Origin of the sequence: Ruegeria sp. HKCCD8929, assembly GCF_013031405.1 — a bacterium.
GTDB lineage: Bacteria > Pseudomonadota > Alphaproteobacteria > Rhodobacterales > Rhodobacteraceae > Ruegeria.
The window spans coordinates 58468-78129 of record NZ_WPZY01000003.1; the positions used below are offsets into that span (position 1 = coordinate 58468).

The following is a 19662-nucleotide window of genomic DNA, read 5'->3' on the forward strand; positions in this document are numbered from 1 at the left end:
GCCTGCATCACAACGCCTTGTTCTGCCCCCAGGTCGCCAGCGCTTCGATCACCGGACGCAGCGCCTGACCCTTTTCGGTCAGGCTGTATTCCACCCTTGGCGGCACCTCGGCATAGACCTTGCGCGACACGATCCCGTCCGCCTCCAACTCGCGCAGTTGCTTGGTCAGGCTGCGCTGGGTCACATTCCCCAAGGCGCGGGCCAGGGCGTTGAACCGCATCGTATCGGCCAGCAGGTGATAGATCACCAGCCCCTTCCATTTGCCTGAGATCTGTTCCAGTGCCGCCTCGACCGGACAGCCGCCGCTGCAATCATAGGTCTCGAAGCGATCCGAGCGTTCCGGCGGCGCTCCAACAGTATCCATTTTGTACCTACCCTCATGAATTGTGCGTACTTGCGGATCATACACCGGGTGCGCAAATCTGCGCCAGCACAACTGAACCGGAGAATTAATCATGCCGCTGACCATCCTCGCCCAGATCACTGCCCAACCCGGCAAGGAAGCACTGGTGCGCGCCGAACTGGAAAAGCTGATCCCGATCACCCGCGCCGAAGAGGGTTGCATCCAATACGATCTGCATGTGGACAACTCCAACCCCGGCTTTTTCGTGTTCTACGAAAACTGGCAGAACCGAGAGCTGTGGCAGACTCACATGAACGCCCCGCACCTGACCGCCTACATGGCGGCGACCGACGGAGCTGTGGCAGACTTCACCCTGAACGAAATGACCGGGATCGGCTGAGGGGCGGCACTCAATTCCGGGCCGTCCGGTCGGTCCTGAATTTGGTACAAAACGGAAGAACCCGGGTCGAATACCGGTACAAAGCAGACTATCCCGCCTCGGATTTCTCTTCCAGCACCAGCCACTCCTCCTCGGCGGCAGCGAGCTTGTCCTGCCGCTGAACCAGCGCCTCGGTCGCCTTCTGAAACTTGACCGGCTCGCGCATGTAGAGCTCAGGGTCGGCCATTAGCTCTTCCAGCTTGGCGATCTCGGCCTCCAACCGCTCGATCTCTGCAGGCAGTTCCTTCAACCGGTGCTTTTCCGAGAACGACAGGCCCGGTTTTGGCCGAGCTTCCTGTTTCACCTTCGGCTTGGACGCCTTTGTTTTCTCAACGAATTTCCCAGAAGCCTCCCCGCGCTGCGAGATATAATCGGTCCAGCCCCCAGCATAAACCGTGGCGCGCCCATTGCCCTCCATGGCCACGGTCGTCGTTGCGACGCGGTCCAGAAAATCCCGGTCGTGGCTGACCAGCAGCACGGTGCCGTCATAGTCGTCCAGCAACTCCTGCAGCAGGTCCAGCGTCTCCACATCCAGATCGTTTGTCGGCTCGTCCAGCACCAGCAGGTTCGAGCTACGCGCCATCAGCTTGGCCAGCAACAGCCGCGCTTTTTCCCCACCGGACAAGGACTTAACAGCCGCCCTTGCCTGCTGATCGTCGAACAGGAACTCCTTGAGATAGCCCACCACATGCTTCGGTTGGCCACGCACCATCACCTGATCCGCCTTGCCCGAGACCCGCATTTCGGGATCGCCGGTCAGGCTGTCCCAGAGGCTCATCTCGGGGTCGAGTTGCGCCCGCGCCTGATCGAACACCGCCACCTCGAGGTTGGTGCCCAGCCGGACCTCGCCCTCATCCGGCGCCACCTCGCCCAGCAGCATCTTCAGCAGTGTCGTCTTGCCCACCCCGTTCGGCCCCACAAAGGCCACACGGTCGCCGCGCTGCACCAGCAGATCGAAACTCCGCACGATCTGCCGACCGTCATAGCTCTTGGCCAGCCCCACCGCCTCGATCACCTTGCGGCCTGATTTCAGCCCTGCTTCCAAGGACATAGCCGCTGCACCCTGCCGCTTGATCTGGGCTGCCCGTTCCGCACGCAGCGCCTGCAACGCACGCACCCGGCCCTGGTTGCGCTTGCGGCGGGCGCTGATACCCTCGACCGCCCAACGCGCCTCGGATTTGATCAACCGGTTCAGCTTGTGCCGCGCGCTATCCTCTTCCTCCCAGACCTTGTCGCGCCAGGCCTCGAAATCTTCGAACCCCTTCTCCTGCCGCCGCACCATTCCCCTGTCAATCCAGAGGGTTGCCCGCGTCAACTCACGCAAGAACGCCCGGTCGTGAGAGATCAGAACAAATCCGGCGCGGGTGGCCTTGAGCTCCCGCTCCAGCCAGCCGATGGCTTCGATATCCAGATGGTTTGTCGGCTCGTCCAGCAACATCAGGTCAGGCGCCTCGGCCATCAACTTTGCCAGCGTCGCGCGCCGCCGTTCCCCGCCCGAGGCGGTCTCGACCGGGCGCGAGGGGTCGAATTTCAGCCCCTCACCGGCCCGCTCTACCTTGTACAACTCCCCCGGCTCCAACCCGCTCGCGGCATAATCGCCGAGCGTGGCAAACCCGGTCATGCCTGGATCCTGCTCCATGTAACCCGCGGATTTCCCAGGCGGTATTACGATGTCGCCCACATCCGGCTCGACCAGGCCGGCCATCACTTTCATGAGTGTCGACTTGCCGGACCCGTTGCGCCCCACCAGCGCCACACGGTCGCCCGGCTGCACCACCAGGTCCAACCCTGAAAACACCGGATCGCCCCCGAAGGTCAGCGAAATGCCGGACATCTGCAACAAAGGAATTCTCGCCATGCCCGCCAGCTAAACCGCTGGTCAGAATGCGTCAACGCCCCTGCTTCATCTTTTCAAAAATACTCAAATCACCCGGCCACCGTCCGCAGCAAACGTTTCCGCGCCGGGGGAATCGCGCCGATTTCCAGCCCGGTAAACACGTGCAGCGTGTTCATCTGCCGGTCCACCACCGCATGGTCGCTGACCCAGCCACCCATCATCAGATAGGTACGCAGCAAGGGCGGCATCCGCAGCATCGCCTGCTTCACATCGGGCGTGCGCCGCAACCGCGAAGCGAACCGGAACACGTCCGGCGCCTTGACCCGGGGCAGCCAGCGTTTCGGCGCCAGATGACGCTGTTTCAGCATGGCAAACGCGTCCAGATACTCGCCGGTTTCGGTTCCGGCAAATGACGAGCAGCCGAACAGCATCTCGACCCCGTTGCGGTCCACATAGGCCGTCATCGCCCCCCAGGCCACGCGCAGGATATCCGGGTCGGACCAGTCTGGATGCACGCAGAAACGGCCCATTTCCACCAGCTTGCCCTCAAAACGCTCCAGCGCGGAGAGGTCGTAGAACTGAGCCGAATAGCTGCGCCCGATCTCGGCACCGCCTGCCATTGTCAGCATTCGGAAACAGCAAACCAACTGCCCGCGTGCCCGCATGTCCTCTACCAGAACATGGGCGCATATCCCGTCAAAGCGATCGCTGTCGATCCGCTCAGTCCGAAACGCCATCGTGCGCAGCGCCTGCGCATCCGCAACGTCGCGGTCAGACTGCGCCAACCGGGCGCGATAACGGCCTTTGTTCAACAGAACCATGTCTGCCAAGGGCTGATCCTCCGCAGTCCAATATAGGAGTGATTTCAAAAAACGCCCATATCGCGAGATCCATGTCGGTCTCATGACAGGCAAGACACGCCTATTGTGGGCTGTTTCCGAATCCGGCCGGGTTGAAGTTCCCGATATTCCCGAGCAACTGACGCAGGAAGGTCTTGTCCTCGACGCTGGAACTGGTCACCCGCCGTTCAAGCGGAACGACGATGCCATCTTCCAGACCGAAACGCTCGATATTGCGGACGACACCGCGCTGGTCGAAACTGATCGCAACCAGTTCGCGCGACACCACCTGGGGCCTCTTCGGGCCATAATGGCGAATCCGCGAGGCAACATAATAATAACCGGATTCTTCGAGCACACCCGAGGAACTCGGCGCGCCAACCGCCTCGATCACGCTGTCTCGGGTGTCAACGCCAACCTTGACCTCGGCCAGCTCGGCCTCAGACGGCACGTAACCGTGGTTGCGGTAGATCGCAGTGCAGGCCGTCACCGCGCCAACTCCGACAGTAAAAACCGTGATCCGGACAACCGGTTTCAGCAACTCTATAAACTTGAACATCACTGCCCTCTTGCCTTGGCGCCATACGGCTTTTATCCGATTACCGAAACCGAAGCCATGGTTCAACACACGAAAGATGCCGGATGACTGACCGCACCGCCCTGAGGGTGGCCGACCTACCCCAGAATGCCCCGACCCCGTTCGATCTGCGCCCCGACGCCGGCGCGCTTGAGTATCTGCGTGAACAGTTGCATCTGGTGGGCTTACGTAAGGTCCGGTTTTTCGGGGATATTCGGGCGCGCGGAAAACGCGACTGGGTGCTCAGCGGACAGTTAGGTGCCACGGTCCTGCAACCTTGTGTGGTCACGCTCGATCCGGTCACGACACGGATCGACACGACCGTGCGCCGCGTCTACCTGGCCAACTGGCATGAGCCGGACGAGGCCGAGACTGAGATGCCCGAGGATGACGAGACCGAGGCCCTCGGGGCAGAAATCGATCCGTGGTCGGTGATGGAAGAGGCGCTGGCGCTGGCCCTGCCACTTTATCCCCGCAAAGAGGGTGCAGGTCTGGGTGATGCGGTCTTCACCGAACCGGGCAAACAGGCGATAACCGACGACGATGCCAAGCCCTTTGCCGGGCTTGCAGGACTGCGCGATGTGCTGAAAAAAGACGAGTGACAGAGAGCCCCGGACATGGCATAGCAGGCGGTCAGAAAAACCGCTTGAACATGGTGAGAATCGCAGTATTTTCGCGCGCTCATCGGATTTTGGGTTGGACATCGTAAGGGCCGTGCCCTAAACGCGCGTCACGCCACGAGAAAACGAAGAATGTAACCCGGCCCGGGCGGCATCATGTGCCGCAGGCCCCAGTCAGACAAAGGTTGAGACAATGGCTGTCCAACAGAACAAAGTTTCCAAGTCGCGCCGCAACAACCGCCGCGCGCACGACGCTCTGGTTGCTGCCAACCCGAACGAATGCCCGAACTGTGGCGAACTGAAGCGTCCGCATCACGTCTGCGCGTCCTGCGGCCATTACGACGATCGCGAAGTCGTCGCACAGGCCGATGAAATCGATCTGGACGAAGACGCGGCCTAAGCTTCGATCAATGCAGGCTACGGCATGACGGCTCAACCCGATCAGACCGGTACATCAGCCGGACGGATCATCATCTCGGTTGACGCCATGGGCGGGGACGCGGGTCCTTCGGTCGTTGTGGCAGGCATTTCAAAATCGGCCAAGAAGAACCCCGAGATCGGGTTCATCCTGCATGGCCGCGAAGATGTGCTTCGAAAATTGGTCGCAAGGCGGCGCGTTCTGGATGGGCGCGTCGCCTTTCGCGATTCGCCCGATGTGGTCACCATGGAGGACAAGCCCAGCCAGGTGGTCCGCAACGGCAAGCAGACCTCGATGTGGTCGGCGCTGGATTCGGTGCGCGAGGGCGAGGCGCATGGCGCGGTATCCTGCGGCAACACCGGCGCGCTGATGGCACTTTCGATGATGCGGCTGCGCAAGCTGCCCGGCGTCAACCGCCCGGCCATCGCCATCCTGTGGCCCTCGCGCAACCCGCAAGGCTTCAACATCATGCTGGACGTGGGCGCCGATGTGCGTGCCGACGCCAAGGACCTGCTGCAATTCGCGCTGATGGGCGCCTCATACGCCCGCAACGGGCTTGACCTTGCCCGCCCCCGCATCGGCCTGCTGAATGTCGGCACCGAAGAGCACAAAGGTCGCGCCGAGTTGAAAGAGGCTCATGGTCTGATCACCGAATTCGCTGAAAAGGCGAATTTCGAGTTTGTGGGTTTTGTCGAAGGCAGCGACATCCCGGGCAACAAGGCCGATGTGATCATCACCGATGGTTTCACCGGCAATGTGGCGATCAAGACCGGTGAAGGCACTGCCAGCCTGATTGGCGATCTGCTGCGTGCCGCGTTCAAGTATTCTCTGCTGTCGCGTATTGCATCGGTGCTGGCAATCACCTCGCTGCAACGCCTGCGCAAGCGCATCGACCCGCGTCAGGTCAATGGCGGGATATTTCTGGGCCTCAACGGCACCGTGGTCAAATCCCACGGCGGGGCGGACCCGACCGGCGTCTCGGCCGCGGTGAAACTGGCCTTTACGCTGGCCAAATCCGGTTTTGCCGAAAAACTGGCGGCGCGGGTTGCATCCACCGTCGAGCTTGCCCAAGATGACGGCCACGCCGCATCGCAGGCAGAACAATAACAAAAGGCAGTACCCAAATGGCAAGCCGCGCAGTTGTAACCGGTGTCGGACATTACCTGCCGGAGCGCATTGTCCCGAACGCGGAATTCGAGGCGACACTGGACACATCGGACGAGTGGATTCGCACCCGGTCCGGCATTGAGCGTCGCCATTTCGCCGCCAAGGATGAAACCACATCCGATCTGGCCACGCGCGCTGCCGAAGCCGCGTTGAAAGATGCCGGTCTGACCGGCGAGGACCTGGATGCCATCGTCCTTGCCACATCGACCGCCGATCTGACCTTTCCCTCCGCCGCCACGATGGTTCAGGCGCGGCTGGGCATGACCAAGGGGTTTGCCTTTGACGTGCAGGCAGTCTGTGCCGGGTTCGTCTATGCGCTGAGCAACGCCAATGCGCTGATCCTGTCAGGTCAGGCCAAACGCGTGCTGGTCATCGGAGCCGAAACCTTTTCACGAATCATGGACTGGACCGATCGCTCGACCTGCGTGCTGTTCGGCGACGGCGCCGGGGCGTTGGTTCTTGAGGCCCTGAACGGCAACGGAACCGCGGATGATCGTGGTATCCTCTCCACCGACCTGAACTCGGACGGGCGGTACAAGGATCTGCTCTATGTCGATGGCGGCGTCTCGACCCAAAGCACCGGCCATCTGCGCATGCAGGGCAACCAGGTGTTCCGCCATGCGGTCGACAAGCTGGCCAAAACCGCCGAAACCGCACTGGACAAGGCCGGGCTGAACAGCGGCGATGTCGATTGGATCGTGCCGCATCAGGCCAATATCCGCATCATTCAGGGCACCGCCAAGAAGATGGGCCTACCGATGGAGAACGTGGTGGTGACGGTTCAGGATCACGGCAACACCTCGGCCGCGTCGATTCCGTTGGCCCTTTCGGTCGGCAAGGAGCGGGGCCAGATCAAGCCGGGCGATCTGATCGTGACCGAAGCAATCGGCGGCGGCCTGGCCTGGGGCGCAGTGGTTCTGCGCTGGTAAGTGGCGCATTCGCGCTGACACGCCCGCTTGCAATTCATTGATATTGACAGTGAATTTCACCTCCCCCTATGCTTTGGCAATAACAAGGGGGAATGGCATGGGCGACAAAACACTGACACGCATGGACCTGAGCGAAGCCGTCTTTCGCGAAGTGGGTCTGTCCCGCAATGAAAGCGCGCAACTTGTCGAGAGCATGCTCAACCACATGTCGGACGCGCTGGTGCGGGGTGAGCAGGTGAAAATCTCGTCCTTCGGCACGTTCAGTGTGCGCGATAAATCCGCCCGGATCGGTCGCAATCCCAAAACCGGTGAAGAGGTTCCGATCCAGCCGCGCCGAGTGCTGACATTCCGCCCGTCGCATCTGATGAAGGATCGGGTCGCGGCAGGTAACCGCAAGTAATAAAAAATAAAATCAGGACTACGAGGACATGAGCAAATCACCCGAGGCCTTTCGCACGATCAGCGAAGTTGCGGAATGGCTGGGGGTTCAGGCTCATGTCTTGCGCTTTTGGGAAAGCCGGTTCTCGCAGGTCAAGCCAGTCAAACGCGCGGGTGGACGGCGTTATTACCGGCCCAGCGACATGCAACTGCTCGGCGGCATCAAGAAACTGCTGCACGATGACGGTATCACCATCAAGGGTGTGCAAAAGATGCTGCGCGAACAGGGCGTGGCAAATGTGGCCGCCCTGTCGCAAGGACTGAACGAGACGGCCACGCCCGATGCGGCCGAAAGTGGCACTGTGGTCAAGCTCACCGGCCAACGCCCGGCTGTCGACACGTCCACTCAGATCGACATGGATCTTGGCGAGCCTGCCGAGGACGTCAAAATGCCAACCGCATCGGAACCGCCGGAGTTTCTGGCCGAGCAGAACGCGGCGGATCATCCGGATGAGAGCGGGATGCCCGAGCCGGTGGCGGCCACCGAGGCAGTTTCCGATACTGAATCGCCCGGCCCGGAAGCCGCGCATATCGCGCCCGGCCCCCTCACCCATGTCTGGACCGCGGAACGGTTCGATCCGGCTCTGCTGCGGCAGATCGCACCAATTGCGCAGGACCTGCGAGCGTGGCTCGAGCGGGTCCAAACCCAGGCGGCGGGATAAGAAAAAGGGCAATGATTTCCTCTTGCCCCTGCCGGGAAAACCGTTATGAACAGCCCAACGTCGGGCTATGGCGCAGCCTGGTAGCGCGTCCGTCTGGGGGACGGAAGGTCGCAGGTTCGAGTCCTGCTAGCCCGACCAAATCACACCGACGTTCCAAAAACACAGGCCAGATCCTCTGGCACCAAGAGGGGTCGAGATGACCGGCGTGTGTCCCAATCAGCAAATCGAAGCGATGATCGAGCGCGGTGAGATTGCCGCCGAAGTTCCGGTATTGCCTGCACAGGTTCAACCCGCCAGCCTGGATTTACGTCTGGGAACAGTAGCTTACCGCGTGCGCGCCTCGTTCCTGGCTGGTGATGGCAACTCGGTTGCCGACCGGCTGGCCGAGTTTGAGATGCATAGCATCGACATCAGCCAGGGCGCGGTGCTGGAAAAAGGCTGTGTCTATCTGGTGCCGCTCATGGAATCGCTCGCCCTGCCCGACAACATGAACGCGGTGGCCAATGCCAAAAGCTCGACCGGACGGCTGGACCTGCTGACGCGCACCATCACCGATGGCGGGACCGAGTTCGACCGGGTGCCCTCGGGCTATTCCGGCCCACTTTACGCCGAGATCTGTCCGCGCTCGTTTTCGGTGCTTGTTCGGCCCGGAATGCGCCTGAACCAGATCCGGTTCCGGCAGGGTCAGGCGATCCTCTCGGATGCGGATCTGAACGCCATTCACGCCGTGACACCGCTTGTCGACGGTCCGGCAGTGATTCAGGACGGGCTGGGCTTCTCTGTCGATCTGCGCCTGCCCGAGACCGATCTGGTCGGCTATCGTGCCAAGCCGCATACCGGCGTGATCGACCTGGATCGAATCGGCTTTTACGACCCGGCAGAGTATTGGGAAGAGGTACGCACGACCGACGGGCGCATCATCCTTGACCCCGGCGCCTTTTACATTCTCGTCAGCCGCGAGGCCGTCCATATCCCGCCGCTATTCGCTGCCGAAATGGCGCCCTATCTGGCGATGGTCGGAGAGTTCCGGGTGCACTACGCTGGGTTTTTCGACCCGGGATTCGGCCACGCCGCGGCGGGCGGCGCCGGGTCACGCGGCGTGCTGGAGGTCCGTTGCCACGAGGCCCCGTTTGTCCTTGAGCATGGTCAGGTGGTCGGACGGCTTGTCTATGAGCGCATGGCCGAGATGCCCACACAACTCTATGGCGCAGGCATCGCCTCGAACTATCAGGGACAGGGGCTGAAGCTGTCGAAGCACTTCAAGTTCCCGGCGTAACGATCTGAAACGTCAGAATTTCGTGAGCCTGCGCGCCTGCCGCGTCAAACGTTGTGCCTGCCGCATGGTCTGCTTCTGACGCTGCGCCGTGGCATTATGATTGGCGCCGTTTTGCGGTGCGTTTCCGTCCGTCTCAGCACCCGGTTTGCGCCCGATACGGGACGCGGCGTCGAACCCCTTGTCCACGCCCCTGTTCACAAGCTGGCGGATCACTCTCCGCACGATCATGTCGATGATCCGGTTCGCGTTCATTTTGCTCTCCGTATTTGTCCCGGCTCATATGGCCGGAAAATGAGACGAGAGAAGGGCCGAATGATCACTCTTCCTCGAAGAGTTCCGTCTGATCATCGTCATCTTCATCCTCCTCGCGCCCTTCACCCAGCGGGATGGTGCCCGGTGGTGGGCGATTCTCCAGTAGGCCAGCCGCGCGCAGCTCCTTCAGCCCCGGCAGGTCTCGGGCATTTTCCAGACCGAAATGATCCAGAAATTGCGGGGTCACCACAAAGGTGACCGGACGGCCCGGCGTCATGCGGCGGCGGCCCAGCCGAATCCACTCCATCTCCAGCAGTTGGTCGATGGTGCCGCGCGAGACGGAAACCCCCCGGATTTCCTCGATCTCGGCGCGGGTGCAGGGCTGGTGATAAGCAACGATGGCCAGCGTTTCGATCGCGGCGCGGCTCAGCTTGCGGGTCTCGACCGTCTCTTTCTGCATCAGAAAGCCCAGATCGGGTGCGGTGCGGATGGCCCAGGCCTCGCCCACCTTGACCACCGCCACCCCACGCCCCTCGTAGCGCTTGCGCAGCAGATCCAGCGCTTGCGCGGCATTGGAACCGTGGGGCATCCGCGCCTCGAGATCGACAACCGTCACCGGCTCGGCGCTGGCGAACAGCACCGCCTCGACCATCCGCTCCTGCTCGGCCAGCGGTGGCGCGTCAAATAGGCTGTCGGTGGTTTGGTTTTCGTTCGGCTCAGTCACGTTTGTCTGTCCTCTTGCGCAGATGGATCGGAGCGAATGTGTCCAGCTGCTTGATCTCCATATGCCCCTCTTTCACCAGTTCCAGAGAGGCGGCAAAGGTCGACGCGGTGGCAGAACGCCGCCGCATTGGATCGGTCTCCCACCCCTCGGGCATGTAGCTCTCCATATCGGTCCAGCTCCCGGCAAAGCCGATCAGCGGGCGCATCCGGTCCAGCGCCTGTTCCATTGTAAAGATCGCGTCGCGGTCCATCACGAAAGGACGGAATTCATCCTTGGTGCGGATGCGCGCGTAGCCCTGCATCAGGTCCAGGAGCGTGGCGGAATAGGTGACTGTACGGATGCGGGTTACATCCTCGCCCTGCCCCCGCTTGAAGAAATCGCGCCCCAATTGATCCCGCGCCATCAGCCGCGCCGCAACATCGCGCATCGCCTGCAGGCGTTCGAGCTGGAACGCCAGATGCGCGGCCAGTTCCTCGCCTGTCGGCCCCTCCTCCTCGGGGTCCGGCGGCAGCAGCAGGCGCGATTTGAGAAAGGCCAGCCAGGCGGCCATCACCAGGTAGTCGGCGGCCAGCTCGATGCGCAGTGCGCGGGCCCGTTCGACAAAGGCCAGATATTGCTGTGCCAGCGCCAGCACCGAGATCTTGCGCAAATCGACCTTTTGCGTGCGCGACAGCGTCAGCAGCACGTCGAGCGGGCCTTCGAACCCGTCCACATCGACAATCAGCGCCTCCGCCGCAAGACGGTCGGCGACCGAGATGGGATCTTCGGTGAAAAGGTTATCCGTCATACACCCGTCCGCTCATGAGGCGGGATAGTTCCGCCTCGGCAGCGTCGATGTCAAGTTCCTGCGGGCTTTGCCGTTGCGCCAGCGCCCGCTCTGCGCGGTTCTGCGCTGCCTCGGTCATCTCTCCGGCGGCCTCGGCCACCTGGCTGCGTTCGGTGAGCGTGCCGTTGCAGTGCAGGACCACGTCGCAGCCTGCCGCGATGGCGCGGTGCGAGAGGTCGCTCAACGATCCGGACAGCGCCTTCATCGAGATATCGTCAGTCATGATCAGCCCGTCAAAGCCGATCCGCTCACGGATCAGCCGCATCATCGGGCCTGAGATCGTAGCCGGGTCTGTATCGACCTGCTCATAGACCAGATGTGCGGTCATGCCTAAGGGCAGGTCGTTCAGCGCCCGGAACGGCGCGAAATCGGTGCCGTCCAAAGCGTCGGTGTCCAGATCCACGTGCGGAAGGTCGAAATGGCTGTCCATGGTGGCGCGGCCGTGGCCGGGCATGTGTTTGACCACTGGCAGCACGCCGCCGTCCAGATGGCCTTGCGCCACCGCCCGGCCCAGACGGGCCACGGTTTCGGCGTCGCCTCCATAGCAGCGGTTGCGCAGGAAGGCATGGGTATCGGCGCGGGCAAGATCCACCATCGGCGCGCAATTGCTGTCAACCCCCAGTGCTTGCAGTTCATGCGCGATCAGGCGGTAGCGTAGATACATGGCGCGCTCGGCCCCTGCTCTGGCTTGTTCTACGTGATCGAGCGGCGGCAGCCATTCGCGGGCCAGCGGAGTACGCAGACGCTGCACGCGCCCACCCTCCTGATCGATGGTGACGGGGCAATCCCGCCCCACCGCCTCACGGAAATCGGCACAGAGTGCGCGGACCTGATCGGCGCTTTCGACATTGCGGGCAAAGAGGATGAAGCCGAACGGGTTCACATCCCGAAACAGCACCTTTTCCTCGGCATTCAGCCGCAGCCCTTCTGCGTCAAGGATTGTCGCTCCAAACCTCACCGCACCGTCACCGGGATGCAGTCGGCGCCTTCGGCCACAAGTGCCGCGCAGAAGCGGCGCGAATCGCTCAGATCATCGAAACCGAGCGCGCGTAGGCGGTAGAATGTTCGCCCGCCGCTGGCGGCCTTCTGGATCACCCGCTGCTTACCGTCCAGATAATCGCCGAAGCGGCCATAGAGACGGTCCCATTCGGCGCGCGCCACTTCCGGGCTTTCAAACGCGCCAAGCTGGGCCAAACGGGTGCCAACGGGCAGCGTGTCGGGTTCCACATCGAGGCCGACCGCCGCCTGCAGAGCCGCATCGACGGCGGCTTGCACATCGGCACTGCCTGCGGGCTTGGCTCCGCTGGGTGTGGCGCGGGCGGGGCGTGAGACCGGGCGGAGCGATTTGGTCACGCCCGGCGCATCAAGCAGCGCCACTTGCGGCTGTTCCGCGACCAGATCGGCGGGATCAATCGCGAGTTCCTCTTCGGGCTCAGCAAGGCTTGCCAGTTGTTCCTCCTGCGCGTCCGGCGACACTGTCTCCTCCGGCTCCGCAAGCTGGGCATCCGCAGTGCCAGCGTGCAGCGTTGCGTCCTGACCAGACGACTCTTCCTCAACTCTGAGCACCGCCTGTGTGGGCTGCAACTCACCCATCGGCGCGTCCTCGTCGGACAGCGACACCGGGCGCGGCGCCAGGATCAGGCGGTCGGGCGGCGGCGCGGCGGTGCCTTGCGCAGCCACCGCGTTGACGGCCAGCCCCTGGTGATCGGCAGGGGTCCCACCGGGATTCTCGGGCTGTATCCGCATCGGCCCTTCGACGGCGCGCACAACAGGCACACCGCTCACATCACGGATCACCAGCTTGTAACCCCAGACGCCGATCCCGACGACCAGCGCCAGCGAGCCGACGGCGCCCAGAAAGCTGACCGCGCGGGCAAACCCGCCCGCCCCCTCCGGCGCCGGATCGGGGTCGTAATGCAGGTCATCCCGCGGTTCATACACTCCGGGCTGGAGCATCTGATCGGTGTATTGAACGTGACCGGGGCCCGTTTGCCCCGAGTAATCGTAACTCGCCATTTCCGCCTCACTGCCCTGATGCACCGCCTCTAGCGGTGCCCGGGTTTTCTTGTCTCTGCCTCGGACCGGCGGTTCGGGCGGTATTGGCTACCGCATCTCCTGCGCCGGCGTGACCCCAAGAATACCCAAGCCCGCTGAAATCACAACAGAAACGGCACGTGCCAGCGCCATTTTCGATTGACTTGTGGCCGCATCGCCATCCTGCAGGAACCGCAGCGAGGTTACATCGTTGCCCTTGTTCCACAGCGCGTGGAAATCCCCTGCCAATTCATAGAGATAGAAGGCAACGCGGTGCGGTTCATGGGTGCGCGCGGCGATCTCGACCAAGCGTGGCCATTCGGCCAGTTTCTTGGCAACAACCAGCTCAGACTCGTGGTCGATCTTGCCCAGATCGGCGCCTTTGAGGGTCGCATTGTCTGCGGCAATCTCGGCCTCGGCGGCGCGGCGCAGCACGCTCATGACACGGGCATGGGCGTATTGTACATAGAACACCGGGTTCTCGCGGCTCTGCTCCAGAACCTTGTCGAAATCGAAATCCAAGGGCGCGTCGTTCTTGCGGGTCAGCATGACGAACCGGGTCACATCCGGGCCCACCTGATCCACCACATCGCGCAGGGTGACGAAGTTCCCTGCCCGCTTGGACATCTTGAACGGCTCGCCGTTCTTCCACAGCTTCACCAACTGGGTCAGCTTGATATCCAGCGGCACCTGGCCATCCGACAGCGCTGAAACAGCCGCCTTCATCCGCTTGACATAGCCGCCGTGATCAGCGCCGAACACGTCGATCAGCTCGTCAAAGCCACGGGTCACCTTGTCGTAGTGATAGGCGATATCGGGGGCGAAATAGGTCCAGCTGCCATCCGATTTCTTCACCGGCCGGTCCACATCATCGCCGTGCTCGGTCGATTTGAACAGGGTCTGCTCGCGCGGCTCCCAATCCTCTGGCTTCTTGCCCTTGGGCGGCTCCAGCACGCCCTCATAGATGAGGCCCTTGTCGTTGAGCAAAGCCAGCGCCGCCTCAATCCGGCCAGTGCCATACAGAGACTTCTCGGAAAAGAACACGTCCATCTCGACGCCAAGCTGTGCAAGATCCTCACGGATCAGGCTCATCATCGCGTCGGTGGCATAGTTTCGGACATCCTTCAGCCAGACCGACTCGGGCTGGCCAACATAGGCGTCCCCCACCTTGTCCTTCAGCGCCTGTCCGACCGCGACCAGATAGTCGCCCGGATATGTACCGTCAGGGAATTCGACCGCCTCACCATGCGCCTCAAGGTAACGCAAATAGACAGAGCGCGCCAAAACGTCGACCTGTGCGCCACCGTCGTTGATATAATACTCGCGAGTCACATCATGGCCGGAATAAGCCAGCAGGCTGGCCAGCGTATCACCGAACACTGCGCCCCGCGTGTGACCCACATGCACCGGACCGGTCGGGTTGGTCGAAACGAACTCGACATTGACCTTTCGCCCCTGCCCCATGGTCGAGCGGCCGTAATCGGTGCCCTTCTCCAGAACCGCAGCCAGAACACTCTGCCAAACGGCGGGCGCAAGCCGCAGGTTCAGAAAGCCCGGCCCGGCCACTTCGGCACTGGTGATCCGGTCATCGGCCGCCAGTTTCCCGGCCAGCGCCTCGGCAATGTCGCGCGGTTTCATCTTGGCCGGTTTCGCCAGCACCATCGCCGCGTTGGTCGCCATGTCGCCGTGGGCGGCGTCACGCGGCGGCTCGACCGCCACATTGTCAAAGCTCAGCCCCTCGGGCAGCGCGCCTTCGGATTGCATCTGCCCCAGCGCGTCCAGAACGAGGCTGCGGATCTCGGAAAACAGGTTCATCTCGGTGTCCTTTTGCTTGCCCGGCGGTTTATCACGCAAGGCGGCAAGGTCAATGGAACCCGTCGGTTTGGGCTTGGCTTGCTGAGCGACCCGGGTACTGTCGGGGCAAATCACCAAACCGGAGATCACCGATGCGACCTGCCCTGCCCCTTTGCCTGACCCTATTGGCCCCGCTGCCGTCATTTGCTGAAATGGCGCGGCCTGAGGGGCACGTTCTGGTCTCCCTCGGCGGCGCCGTGTCGGAAACCAACCTGCCCGCTCGTGCCGCCGAGGACGGTGGCCTCTACGGCTTTCCAGAGGTCAGCTATGACGCCGCCGCCGGGTTCGATGCCGCCATGCTGGACGGGCTGGAGCAGATCGAAATCACCATCCCCTACGGTCCCGAGGGCGATCAACGGAACATTGCTTTCTCCGGCCCGCTTTTGTCAGCGGTGATGGAGATGGCCGGTGCCTCTGGTAAAACCGCGAAACCAATGGCGATGGACGGCTATCAGGCGGAGATCCCTTGGGAGGACATCACTGAGCATCAGCCCATCCTCGCCACCCACGCGGACGGTGCACCGATGGGGATCGGCGGTTATGGCCCGACGATGATCGTGTTTCCGCCCACCGAAGACGACGAGACACGGCAGACACAGGCCAGCCAGCAGGTCTGGGCGCTGGCCTATATCGGGATCGAGTGATCAGACCCGTTTCAGGTCCGCGTCCGTTAACCGGGCGTGATCCTGCAAGGCAAAGCGGTCGGTCATCCCGGCGATGTAATCGGACACAATCCGCGCCAGCGCCGTTTCATCCGGCGCGGCCTCGATATCGGGGTGCCAATGTTCGGGCATTTGTTTCGGATCGTTCAGGTAGATCGGAAACAGCTCTTCCAGAACCTGCGCCACCTGCGTCCGCACTTCCATCACCGAGGGCGCGCGGTACATGCGGGTGAACAGGAAGGCGCGGATTTCCTTGAGCCGGGTCCAAAGACCGGGCGAGAACTGAATGACCGGATAGCCCAACGCCCGCACCTCTTCGACTGACTGCGCGCCCGATTGCGCCAGCAGCCCGCGCGAGGTGTCGATCACATCCGCCACCATGACACCAAAGACCCGCCGCAGCGCCTCATGCCTGCGGCGATAGGACTCGAGGCCCGGGTAGGCCCGGTCCACCTCGGCGTAACAGTCTCCGACGATGGGCAACTGCGCGATTTCTTCGTCGGTGAACAGTCCGGCGCGCAGCCCGTCATGCAGGTCGTGGTTGTTATAGGCGATATCGTCGGACAGTGCGGCCACCTGCGCCTCGGCACTGGCATGGGTGTGCAGTTCCAGATCGAAACACGTGTTGCATTCGGCAAGCGCCCAAGGCAGCTCCCCCACCACGGGCCCGTTATGTTTCGCAATAGCTTCAAGGGTTTCCCAAGTGAGGTTCAACCCGTCGAACCCGGCATAATGCCGTTCCAGACTGGTCACGATCCGGATCGCCTGCGCATTGTGATCGAACCCGCCATAAGGCGCCATCAGCGCGTGCAGCGCGTCCTCTCCGGTATGGCCAAAGGGCGTGTGGCCCAGATCATGCGCCAGCGCCACCGCCTCGGTCAGCTCCGGATTCAACCCCAGCGCACCGGCGATGGTCCGCGCCACCTGCGCCACCTCGATGGAATGGGTCAAACGGGTGCGGTAATTGTCACCCTCATGCTCAACAAACACTTGCGTCTTGTGCTTGAGACGCCGGAACGCGCTGGCGTGAATGATCCGGTCGCGGTCACGCTGAAAGCATGACCGGAAACTGCTCTCCTCCTCCGGCACCAGCCGCCCCCTGGCGCGGTTCGGATCCGAGGCAAAACCCGCTCGCTCCAATGGTCTTGTCCTTGTCGCCTGTCGTCAGCCTTTCTATATGGTAGGATGCCTGAGAATGAAACCATCGGAGTCCGGCATGAACCTGCCCCCCAGAGTGACCGACCGCGCCTTTGAGCGCCTCGCCGAGATCGGTGCGGCTGATCAGGGACAAGCCCTGCGCGTCGCGGTGGAAGGCGGCGGATGTTCCGGCTTTCAGTACGAAATTGCGCTGGATGCCCCCAAGGACGACGATCTGGTGCTGGAAGGCAACGGGCAGAAAGTGGTGGTGGACGCAATCTCGCTGCCGTTTCTGGAAAATGCCACCATCGACTTCACCGAGGAACTGATCGGTGCGCGTTTCGTGATCGAAAATCCGAATGCCACCTCGTCCTGCGGCTGCGGCACGTCCTTTTCGATGTAAGCGCCCCTGGGCGGCCTGTGACAGGGGGCGCTGCCCCCGTCGCGCGGGGCGCGACTCCCCCGGGATATTTATGAACAGAAGAAGGGCAGAGCGCGGCCCCTTGCTTCTTCTGTTCATAAATATCCCGGAGCGCGAGGCAGAGCCTCGCAAAATACCCAGGACCCGCATCTTGCCCCACATCCGCATCTGGGCGATAGATCGTCAGGAACAGATCCCCGGGGGCCGCGCATGAAAATCGCCACGTTCAACATCAACGGCATCAAGGCCCGGGCCGAAGCCCTGCCCCGCTGGCTGGATGACGCGCAACCCGACGTGGTTCTGCTGCAAGAAATCAAATCGGTGGATGAGGCGTTTCCGCGCGCGCTGTTCGAAGAACGTGGGTACAACGTGGAAACCCACGGACAGAAGGGGTTCAACGGTGTAGCGATCCTGTCAAAGCTTCCGCTGGAGGACGTGACGCGCGGCTTGCCCGGCGATGACAGCGACGAACAGGCGCGGTGGATCGAGGCCACGGTGGTGGGCAAACGGGCGCTGCGGATTTGCGGGCTTTATCTGCCCAACGGCAATCCGGTCGAACTGGAAAATGGTACGCCCTTGCCGGGCGGCAAGTATGATTACAAACTTAAATGGATGGAGCGTCTGCGCGCGCGGGCTGCCGAGTTGATCGCATGCGAGGAACCGGCGCTGATGGCTGGGGACTACAACATCATTCCACAGGCCGAGGACGCCAAGCGCCCGGATGCCTGGCGCGAGGATGCCCTGTTCCGGCCCGAGAGCCGGGCCGCGTTTCGCCGCATCCTGAATCTGGGCTACACCGAGGCGTTCCGTGCCCGCACCCAAGGTGCTGGCCATTATTCATTCTGGGACTATCAGGCCGGGGCTTGGAACAAGAATGACGGGATCCGCATCGATCACTTTCTGCTGACCCCGCAGGCCGCCGATCTGATGCGGGACTGCCGGATCGACGCCGAGATACGCGGGCACGAGAAACCCTCGGATCACGTGCCGGTCTGGATCGAACTGGACCTCTAAATCGCCTCTATCCGGCAGTCACGTCGTGGCTGTAAATCCACTCATATCGGCGGCCAAGCCGCGGACCCAAGACCCGAAGCGCCAGTTGAGCGACCTCGCGCACCGGGCTGCGAAAGTGAAAATTGCGCGCGTTTGCGGCGGCGGCGGCGACCACGTGGCGGGCGCGGTCCTTTCGAGCCAACTCATAGGATGACAGCGCCGAGGCGAGATCCAGGTGCCCTTCCAGCGACCGGGCCAGCACCCAGGCATCCTCCAGCGCAAGACACGCCCCCTGTGCCATGAAGGGCAGCGTCGGATGCGCGGCGTCACCCAACAGGGCCACTGCGCCATTCTGCCATGACGGTGCAACCGGGCGCAGAAACAGGGCCCAGAGATGGGTTTCGCGCACCTGCGCGAGCACCTCCCCGACCGGACCGCCAAAATCGGCAAACCGGGAACGCAGCTCGTTTGGATCGCCCTGACGCCGCCATCCCTCTTCGAGCCAGTCCGAACGCTCTTCGACGGCCACGATGTTCATCAGTGTCTGGTCGCGGAGAGGATAGGTTACTACGTGCCGCCCCGGCCCCATGGTCAAATCCGCACGCGGGGTGTCATTACGATGGGTCCAGGGAATGGTCGCACGCCACGCAACCTGATGGGTGAATTTCGGGGTTTCGGTGCCGTTCAGTTCGGTCCGGATGGTGCTGCGGCCCCCATCGGCGGCGATGGCGCAATCGGCAGAGATCACTTCGCCGCCCGCCAACTCGACTTCCGCCTGATTTCCCACCCTCCGGGCAGTCGCCACCTGCTGACCCAGACGAATCTCAACCCCGGAGCGGATGGCGGCGGCATGCAGCAACTCGATCAGGTCGGCGCGGTGATAATAGTAGGTCGATCCGGCCGCAGGGCCCGGCACCTCGCTGACCAACCGTCCCGCGCGGTAGTCACGCAGCGCGGTGCCGTGCGAGCGCAGGCCCGCCTCGGGCACATCGCCGACCACATTCAGGCCGCGCAACACGGCCATACCGTTGGCACTGATTTGAAGGCCTGCCCCCATTTCGGTGATCTCGCCGGCCTGTTCCAGCACAGTCACCTCGGCTCCGGTCTGGCGCAGCGCCACGGCTGCGGCCAGCCCCCCGATCCCTGCGCCGATCACGCAGATATTCCGTCCGTCTGTCATAACGCCACCGGTTTAACGCAAAAACGCCAGAGCA

The 19662-nt window shown here is 62.6% G+C and carries 23 protein-coding genes and 1 tRNA gene; 12 read left to right on the forward strand and 12 right to left on the reverse strand.

What is annotated here, in order from left to right; genetic code table 11:
- Nucleotides 1-7: 7 nt before the first annotated feature.
- Nucleotides 8-364, reverse strand: a complete 357-nt coding sequence (locus tag GOX53_RS05270; RefSeq protein ID WP_171174156.1) for a helix-turn-helix domain-containing protein — start codon at nucleotides 362-364, stop codon at nucleotides 8-10.
- Nucleotides 365-455: 91 nt separating this feature from the next.
- Here GOX53_RS05270 and GOX53_RS05275 point away from each other — a divergent pair, with 91 nt between their 5' ends.
- Complete coding sequence (locus GOX53_RS05275; protein ID WP_171174157.1) at nucleotides 456-743, forward strand: putative quinol monooxygenase; 288 nt, start codon at nucleotides 456-458, stop codon at nucleotides 741-743.
- Nucleotides 744-831: 88 nt separating this feature from the next.
- Here GOX53_RS05275 and GOX53_RS05280 read toward each other — a convergent pair whose 3' ends face one another.
- From GOX53_RS05280 to GOX53_RS05290, 3 genes are all read right to left on the reverse strand, one after another.
- Nucleotides 832-2640, reverse strand: a complete 1809-nt coding sequence (locus GOX53_RS05280) for an ABC-F family ATP-binding cassette domain-containing protein (protein ID WP_254446479.1) — start codon at nucleotides 2638-2640, stop codon at nucleotides 832-834.
- A gap of 68 nt (nucleotides 2641-2708) precedes the next feature.
- The gene (locus tag GOX53_RS05285; protein ID WP_171174827.1) at nucleotides 2709-3440 is read right to left on the reverse strand and encodes a GNAT family N-acetyltransferase; all 732 of its coding nucleotides are present in this window, start codon (nucleotides 3438-3440) and stop codon (nucleotides 2709-2711) included.
- Nucleotides 3441-3540: 100 nt separating this feature from the next.
- Nucleotides 3541-4017, reverse strand: coding sequence for an outer membrane protein assembly factor BamE (locus GOX53_RS05290; protein ID WP_171174159.1), 477 nt, complete (start codon nucleotides 4015-4017; stop codon nucleotides 3541-3543).
- A gap of 83 nt (nucleotides 4018-4100) precedes the next feature.
- Here GOX53_RS05290 and GOX53_RS05295 point away from each other — a divergent pair, with 83 nt between their 5' ends.
- The 8 genes from GOX53_RS05295 (at nucleotide 4101) to GOX53_RS05330 (ending at nucleotide 9545) form a co-directional block, all read left to right on the forward strand.
- A complete protein-coding gene (locus GOX53_RS05295; protein WP_171174161.1) occupies nucleotides 4101-4637 on the forward strand; it encodes a DUF177 domain-containing protein in 537 nt (178 codons plus the stop codon).
- A gap of 211 nt (nucleotides 4638-4848) precedes the next feature.
- On the forward strand, nucleotides 4849-5055 hold the full coding sequence (gene rpmF / locus GOX53_RS05300; RefSeq protein WP_008756996.1) for a 50S ribosomal protein L32: 207 nt from the start codon (nucleotides 4849-4851) through the stop codon (nucleotides 5053-5055).
- Between the two features lie 24 nt (nucleotides 5056-5079).
- Nucleotides 5080-6180, forward strand: a complete 1101-nt coding sequence (plsX, locus tag GOX53_RS05305; RefSeq protein ID WP_171174163.1) for a phosphate acyltransferase PlsX — start codon at nucleotides 5080-5082, stop codon at nucleotides 6178-6180.
- A 17-nt stretch (nucleotides 6181-6197) separates the two neighbouring features.
- A complete protein-coding gene (locus tag GOX53_RS05310; RefSeq protein WP_171174165.1) occupies nucleotides 6198-7169 on the forward strand; it encodes a beta-ketoacyl-ACP synthase III in 972 nt (323 codons plus the stop codon).
- A gap of 97 nt (nucleotides 7170-7266) precedes the next feature.
- Nucleotides 7267-7569, forward strand: coding sequence for an integration host factor subunit alpha (ihfA, locus tag GOX53_RS05315; protein ID WP_171174167.1), 303 nt, complete (start codon nucleotides 7267-7269; stop codon nucleotides 7567-7569).
- Between the two features lie 28 nt (nucleotides 7570-7597).
- On the forward strand, nucleotides 7598-8269 hold the full coding sequence (locus tag GOX53_RS05320; protein WP_171174169.1) for a MerR family transcriptional regulator: 672 nt from the start codon (nucleotides 7598-7600) through the stop codon (nucleotides 8267-8269).
- A gap of 61 nt (nucleotides 8270-8330) precedes the next feature.
- Nucleotides 8331-8407, forward strand: a tRNA-Pro gene (locus GOX53_RS05325).
- 58 nt (nucleotides 8408-8465) lie between these two features.
- The gene (locus tag GOX53_RS05330) at nucleotides 8466-9545 is read left to right on the forward strand and encodes a 2'-deoxycytidine 5'-triphosphate deaminase (protein WP_171174171.1); all 1080 of its coding nucleotides are present in this window, start codon (nucleotides 8466-8468) and stop codon (nucleotides 9543-9545) included.
- Between the two features lie 12 nt (nucleotides 9546-9557).
- On the opposite strand, the gene GOX53_RS05335 is transcribed toward GOX53_RS05330, so the two are convergent.
- From GOX53_RS05335 to argS, 6 genes are all read right to left on the reverse strand, one after another.
- On the reverse strand, nucleotides 9558-9797 hold the full coding sequence (locus tag GOX53_RS05335) for a hypothetical protein (protein ID WP_171174173.1): 240 nt from the start codon (nucleotides 9795-9797) through the stop codon (nucleotides 9558-9560).
- A gap of 64 nt (nucleotides 9798-9861) precedes the next feature.
- On the reverse strand, nucleotides 9862-10521 hold the full coding sequence (scpB, locus tag GOX53_RS05340) for an SMC-Scp complex subunit ScpB (protein WP_171174176.1): 660 nt from the start codon (nucleotides 10519-10521) through the stop codon (nucleotides 9862-9864).
- Nucleotides 10514-11308, reverse strand: coding sequence for a ScpA family protein (locus tag GOX53_RS05345; RefSeq protein WP_171174178.1), 795 nt, complete (start codon nucleotides 11306-11308; stop codon nucleotides 10514-10516). The genes scpB and GOX53_RS05345 overlap by 8 nt, the downstream gene beginning before the upstream one ends.
- On the reverse strand, nucleotides 11298-12305 hold the full coding sequence (gene nagZ / locus GOX53_RS05350) for a beta-N-acetylhexosaminidase (protein WP_171174179.1): 1008 nt from the start codon (nucleotides 12303-12305) through the stop codon (nucleotides 11298-11300). The genes GOX53_RS05345 and nagZ overlap by 11 nt, the downstream gene beginning before the upstream one ends.
- The gene (locus tag GOX53_RS05355; protein WP_171174180.1) at nucleotides 12302-13363 is read right to left on the reverse strand and encodes an SPOR domain-containing protein; all 1062 of its coding nucleotides are present in this window, start codon (nucleotides 13361-13363) and stop codon (nucleotides 12302-12304) included. The genes nagZ and GOX53_RS05355 overlap by 4 nt, the downstream gene beginning before the upstream one ends.
- A gap of 87 nt (nucleotides 13364-13450) precedes the next feature.
- The gene (gene argS, locus GOX53_RS05360) at nucleotides 13451-15196 is read right to left on the reverse strand and encodes an arginine--tRNA ligase (protein WP_171174181.1); all 1746 of its coding nucleotides are present in this window, start codon (nucleotides 15194-15196) and stop codon (nucleotides 13451-13453) included.
- Between the two features lie 131 nt (nucleotides 15197-15327).
- Between argS and GOX53_RS05365 the strand changes: the two genes are divergently transcribed.
- On the forward strand, nucleotides 15328-15879 hold the full coding sequence (locus GOX53_RS05365; RefSeq protein WP_171174182.1) for a hypothetical protein: 552 nt from the start codon (nucleotides 15328-15330) through the stop codon (nucleotides 15877-15879).
- Here the strand turns inward: GOX53_RS05365 and GOX53_RS05370 are convergent, their stop codons facing one another.
- Nucleotides 15880-17037, reverse strand: coding sequence for a deoxyguanosinetriphosphate triphosphohydrolase (locus tag GOX53_RS05370; protein WP_171174183.1), 1158 nt, complete (start codon nucleotides 17035-17037; stop codon nucleotides 15880-15882).
- 76 nt (nucleotides 17038-17113) lie between these two features.
- On the opposite strand from GOX53_RS05370, the gene GOX53_RS05375 reads away from it, so the two are divergent.
- Together GOX53_RS05375 and xth are read left to right on the forward strand one after the other, a co-directional pair.
- On the forward strand, nucleotides 17114-17437 hold the full coding sequence (locus tag GOX53_RS05375; protein WP_171174829.1) for an iron-sulfur cluster assembly accessory protein: 324 nt from the start codon (nucleotides 17114-17116) through the stop codon (nucleotides 17435-17437).
- Nucleotides 17438-17665: 228 nt separating this feature from the next.
- A complete protein-coding gene (gene xth, locus GOX53_RS05380) occupies nucleotides 17666-18469 on the forward strand; it encodes an exodeoxyribonuclease III (protein WP_171174184.1) in 804 nt (267 codons plus the stop codon).
- Between the two features lie 7 nt (nucleotides 18470-18476).
- Here xth and GOX53_RS05385 read toward each other — a convergent pair whose 3' ends face one another.
- A complete protein-coding gene (locus GOX53_RS05385; RefSeq protein ID WP_171174185.1) occupies nucleotides 18477-19628 on the reverse strand; it encodes an FAD-dependent monooxygenase in 1152 nt (383 codons plus the stop codon).
- Between the last annotated feature and the right edge of the window lie 34 nt (nucleotides 19629-19662).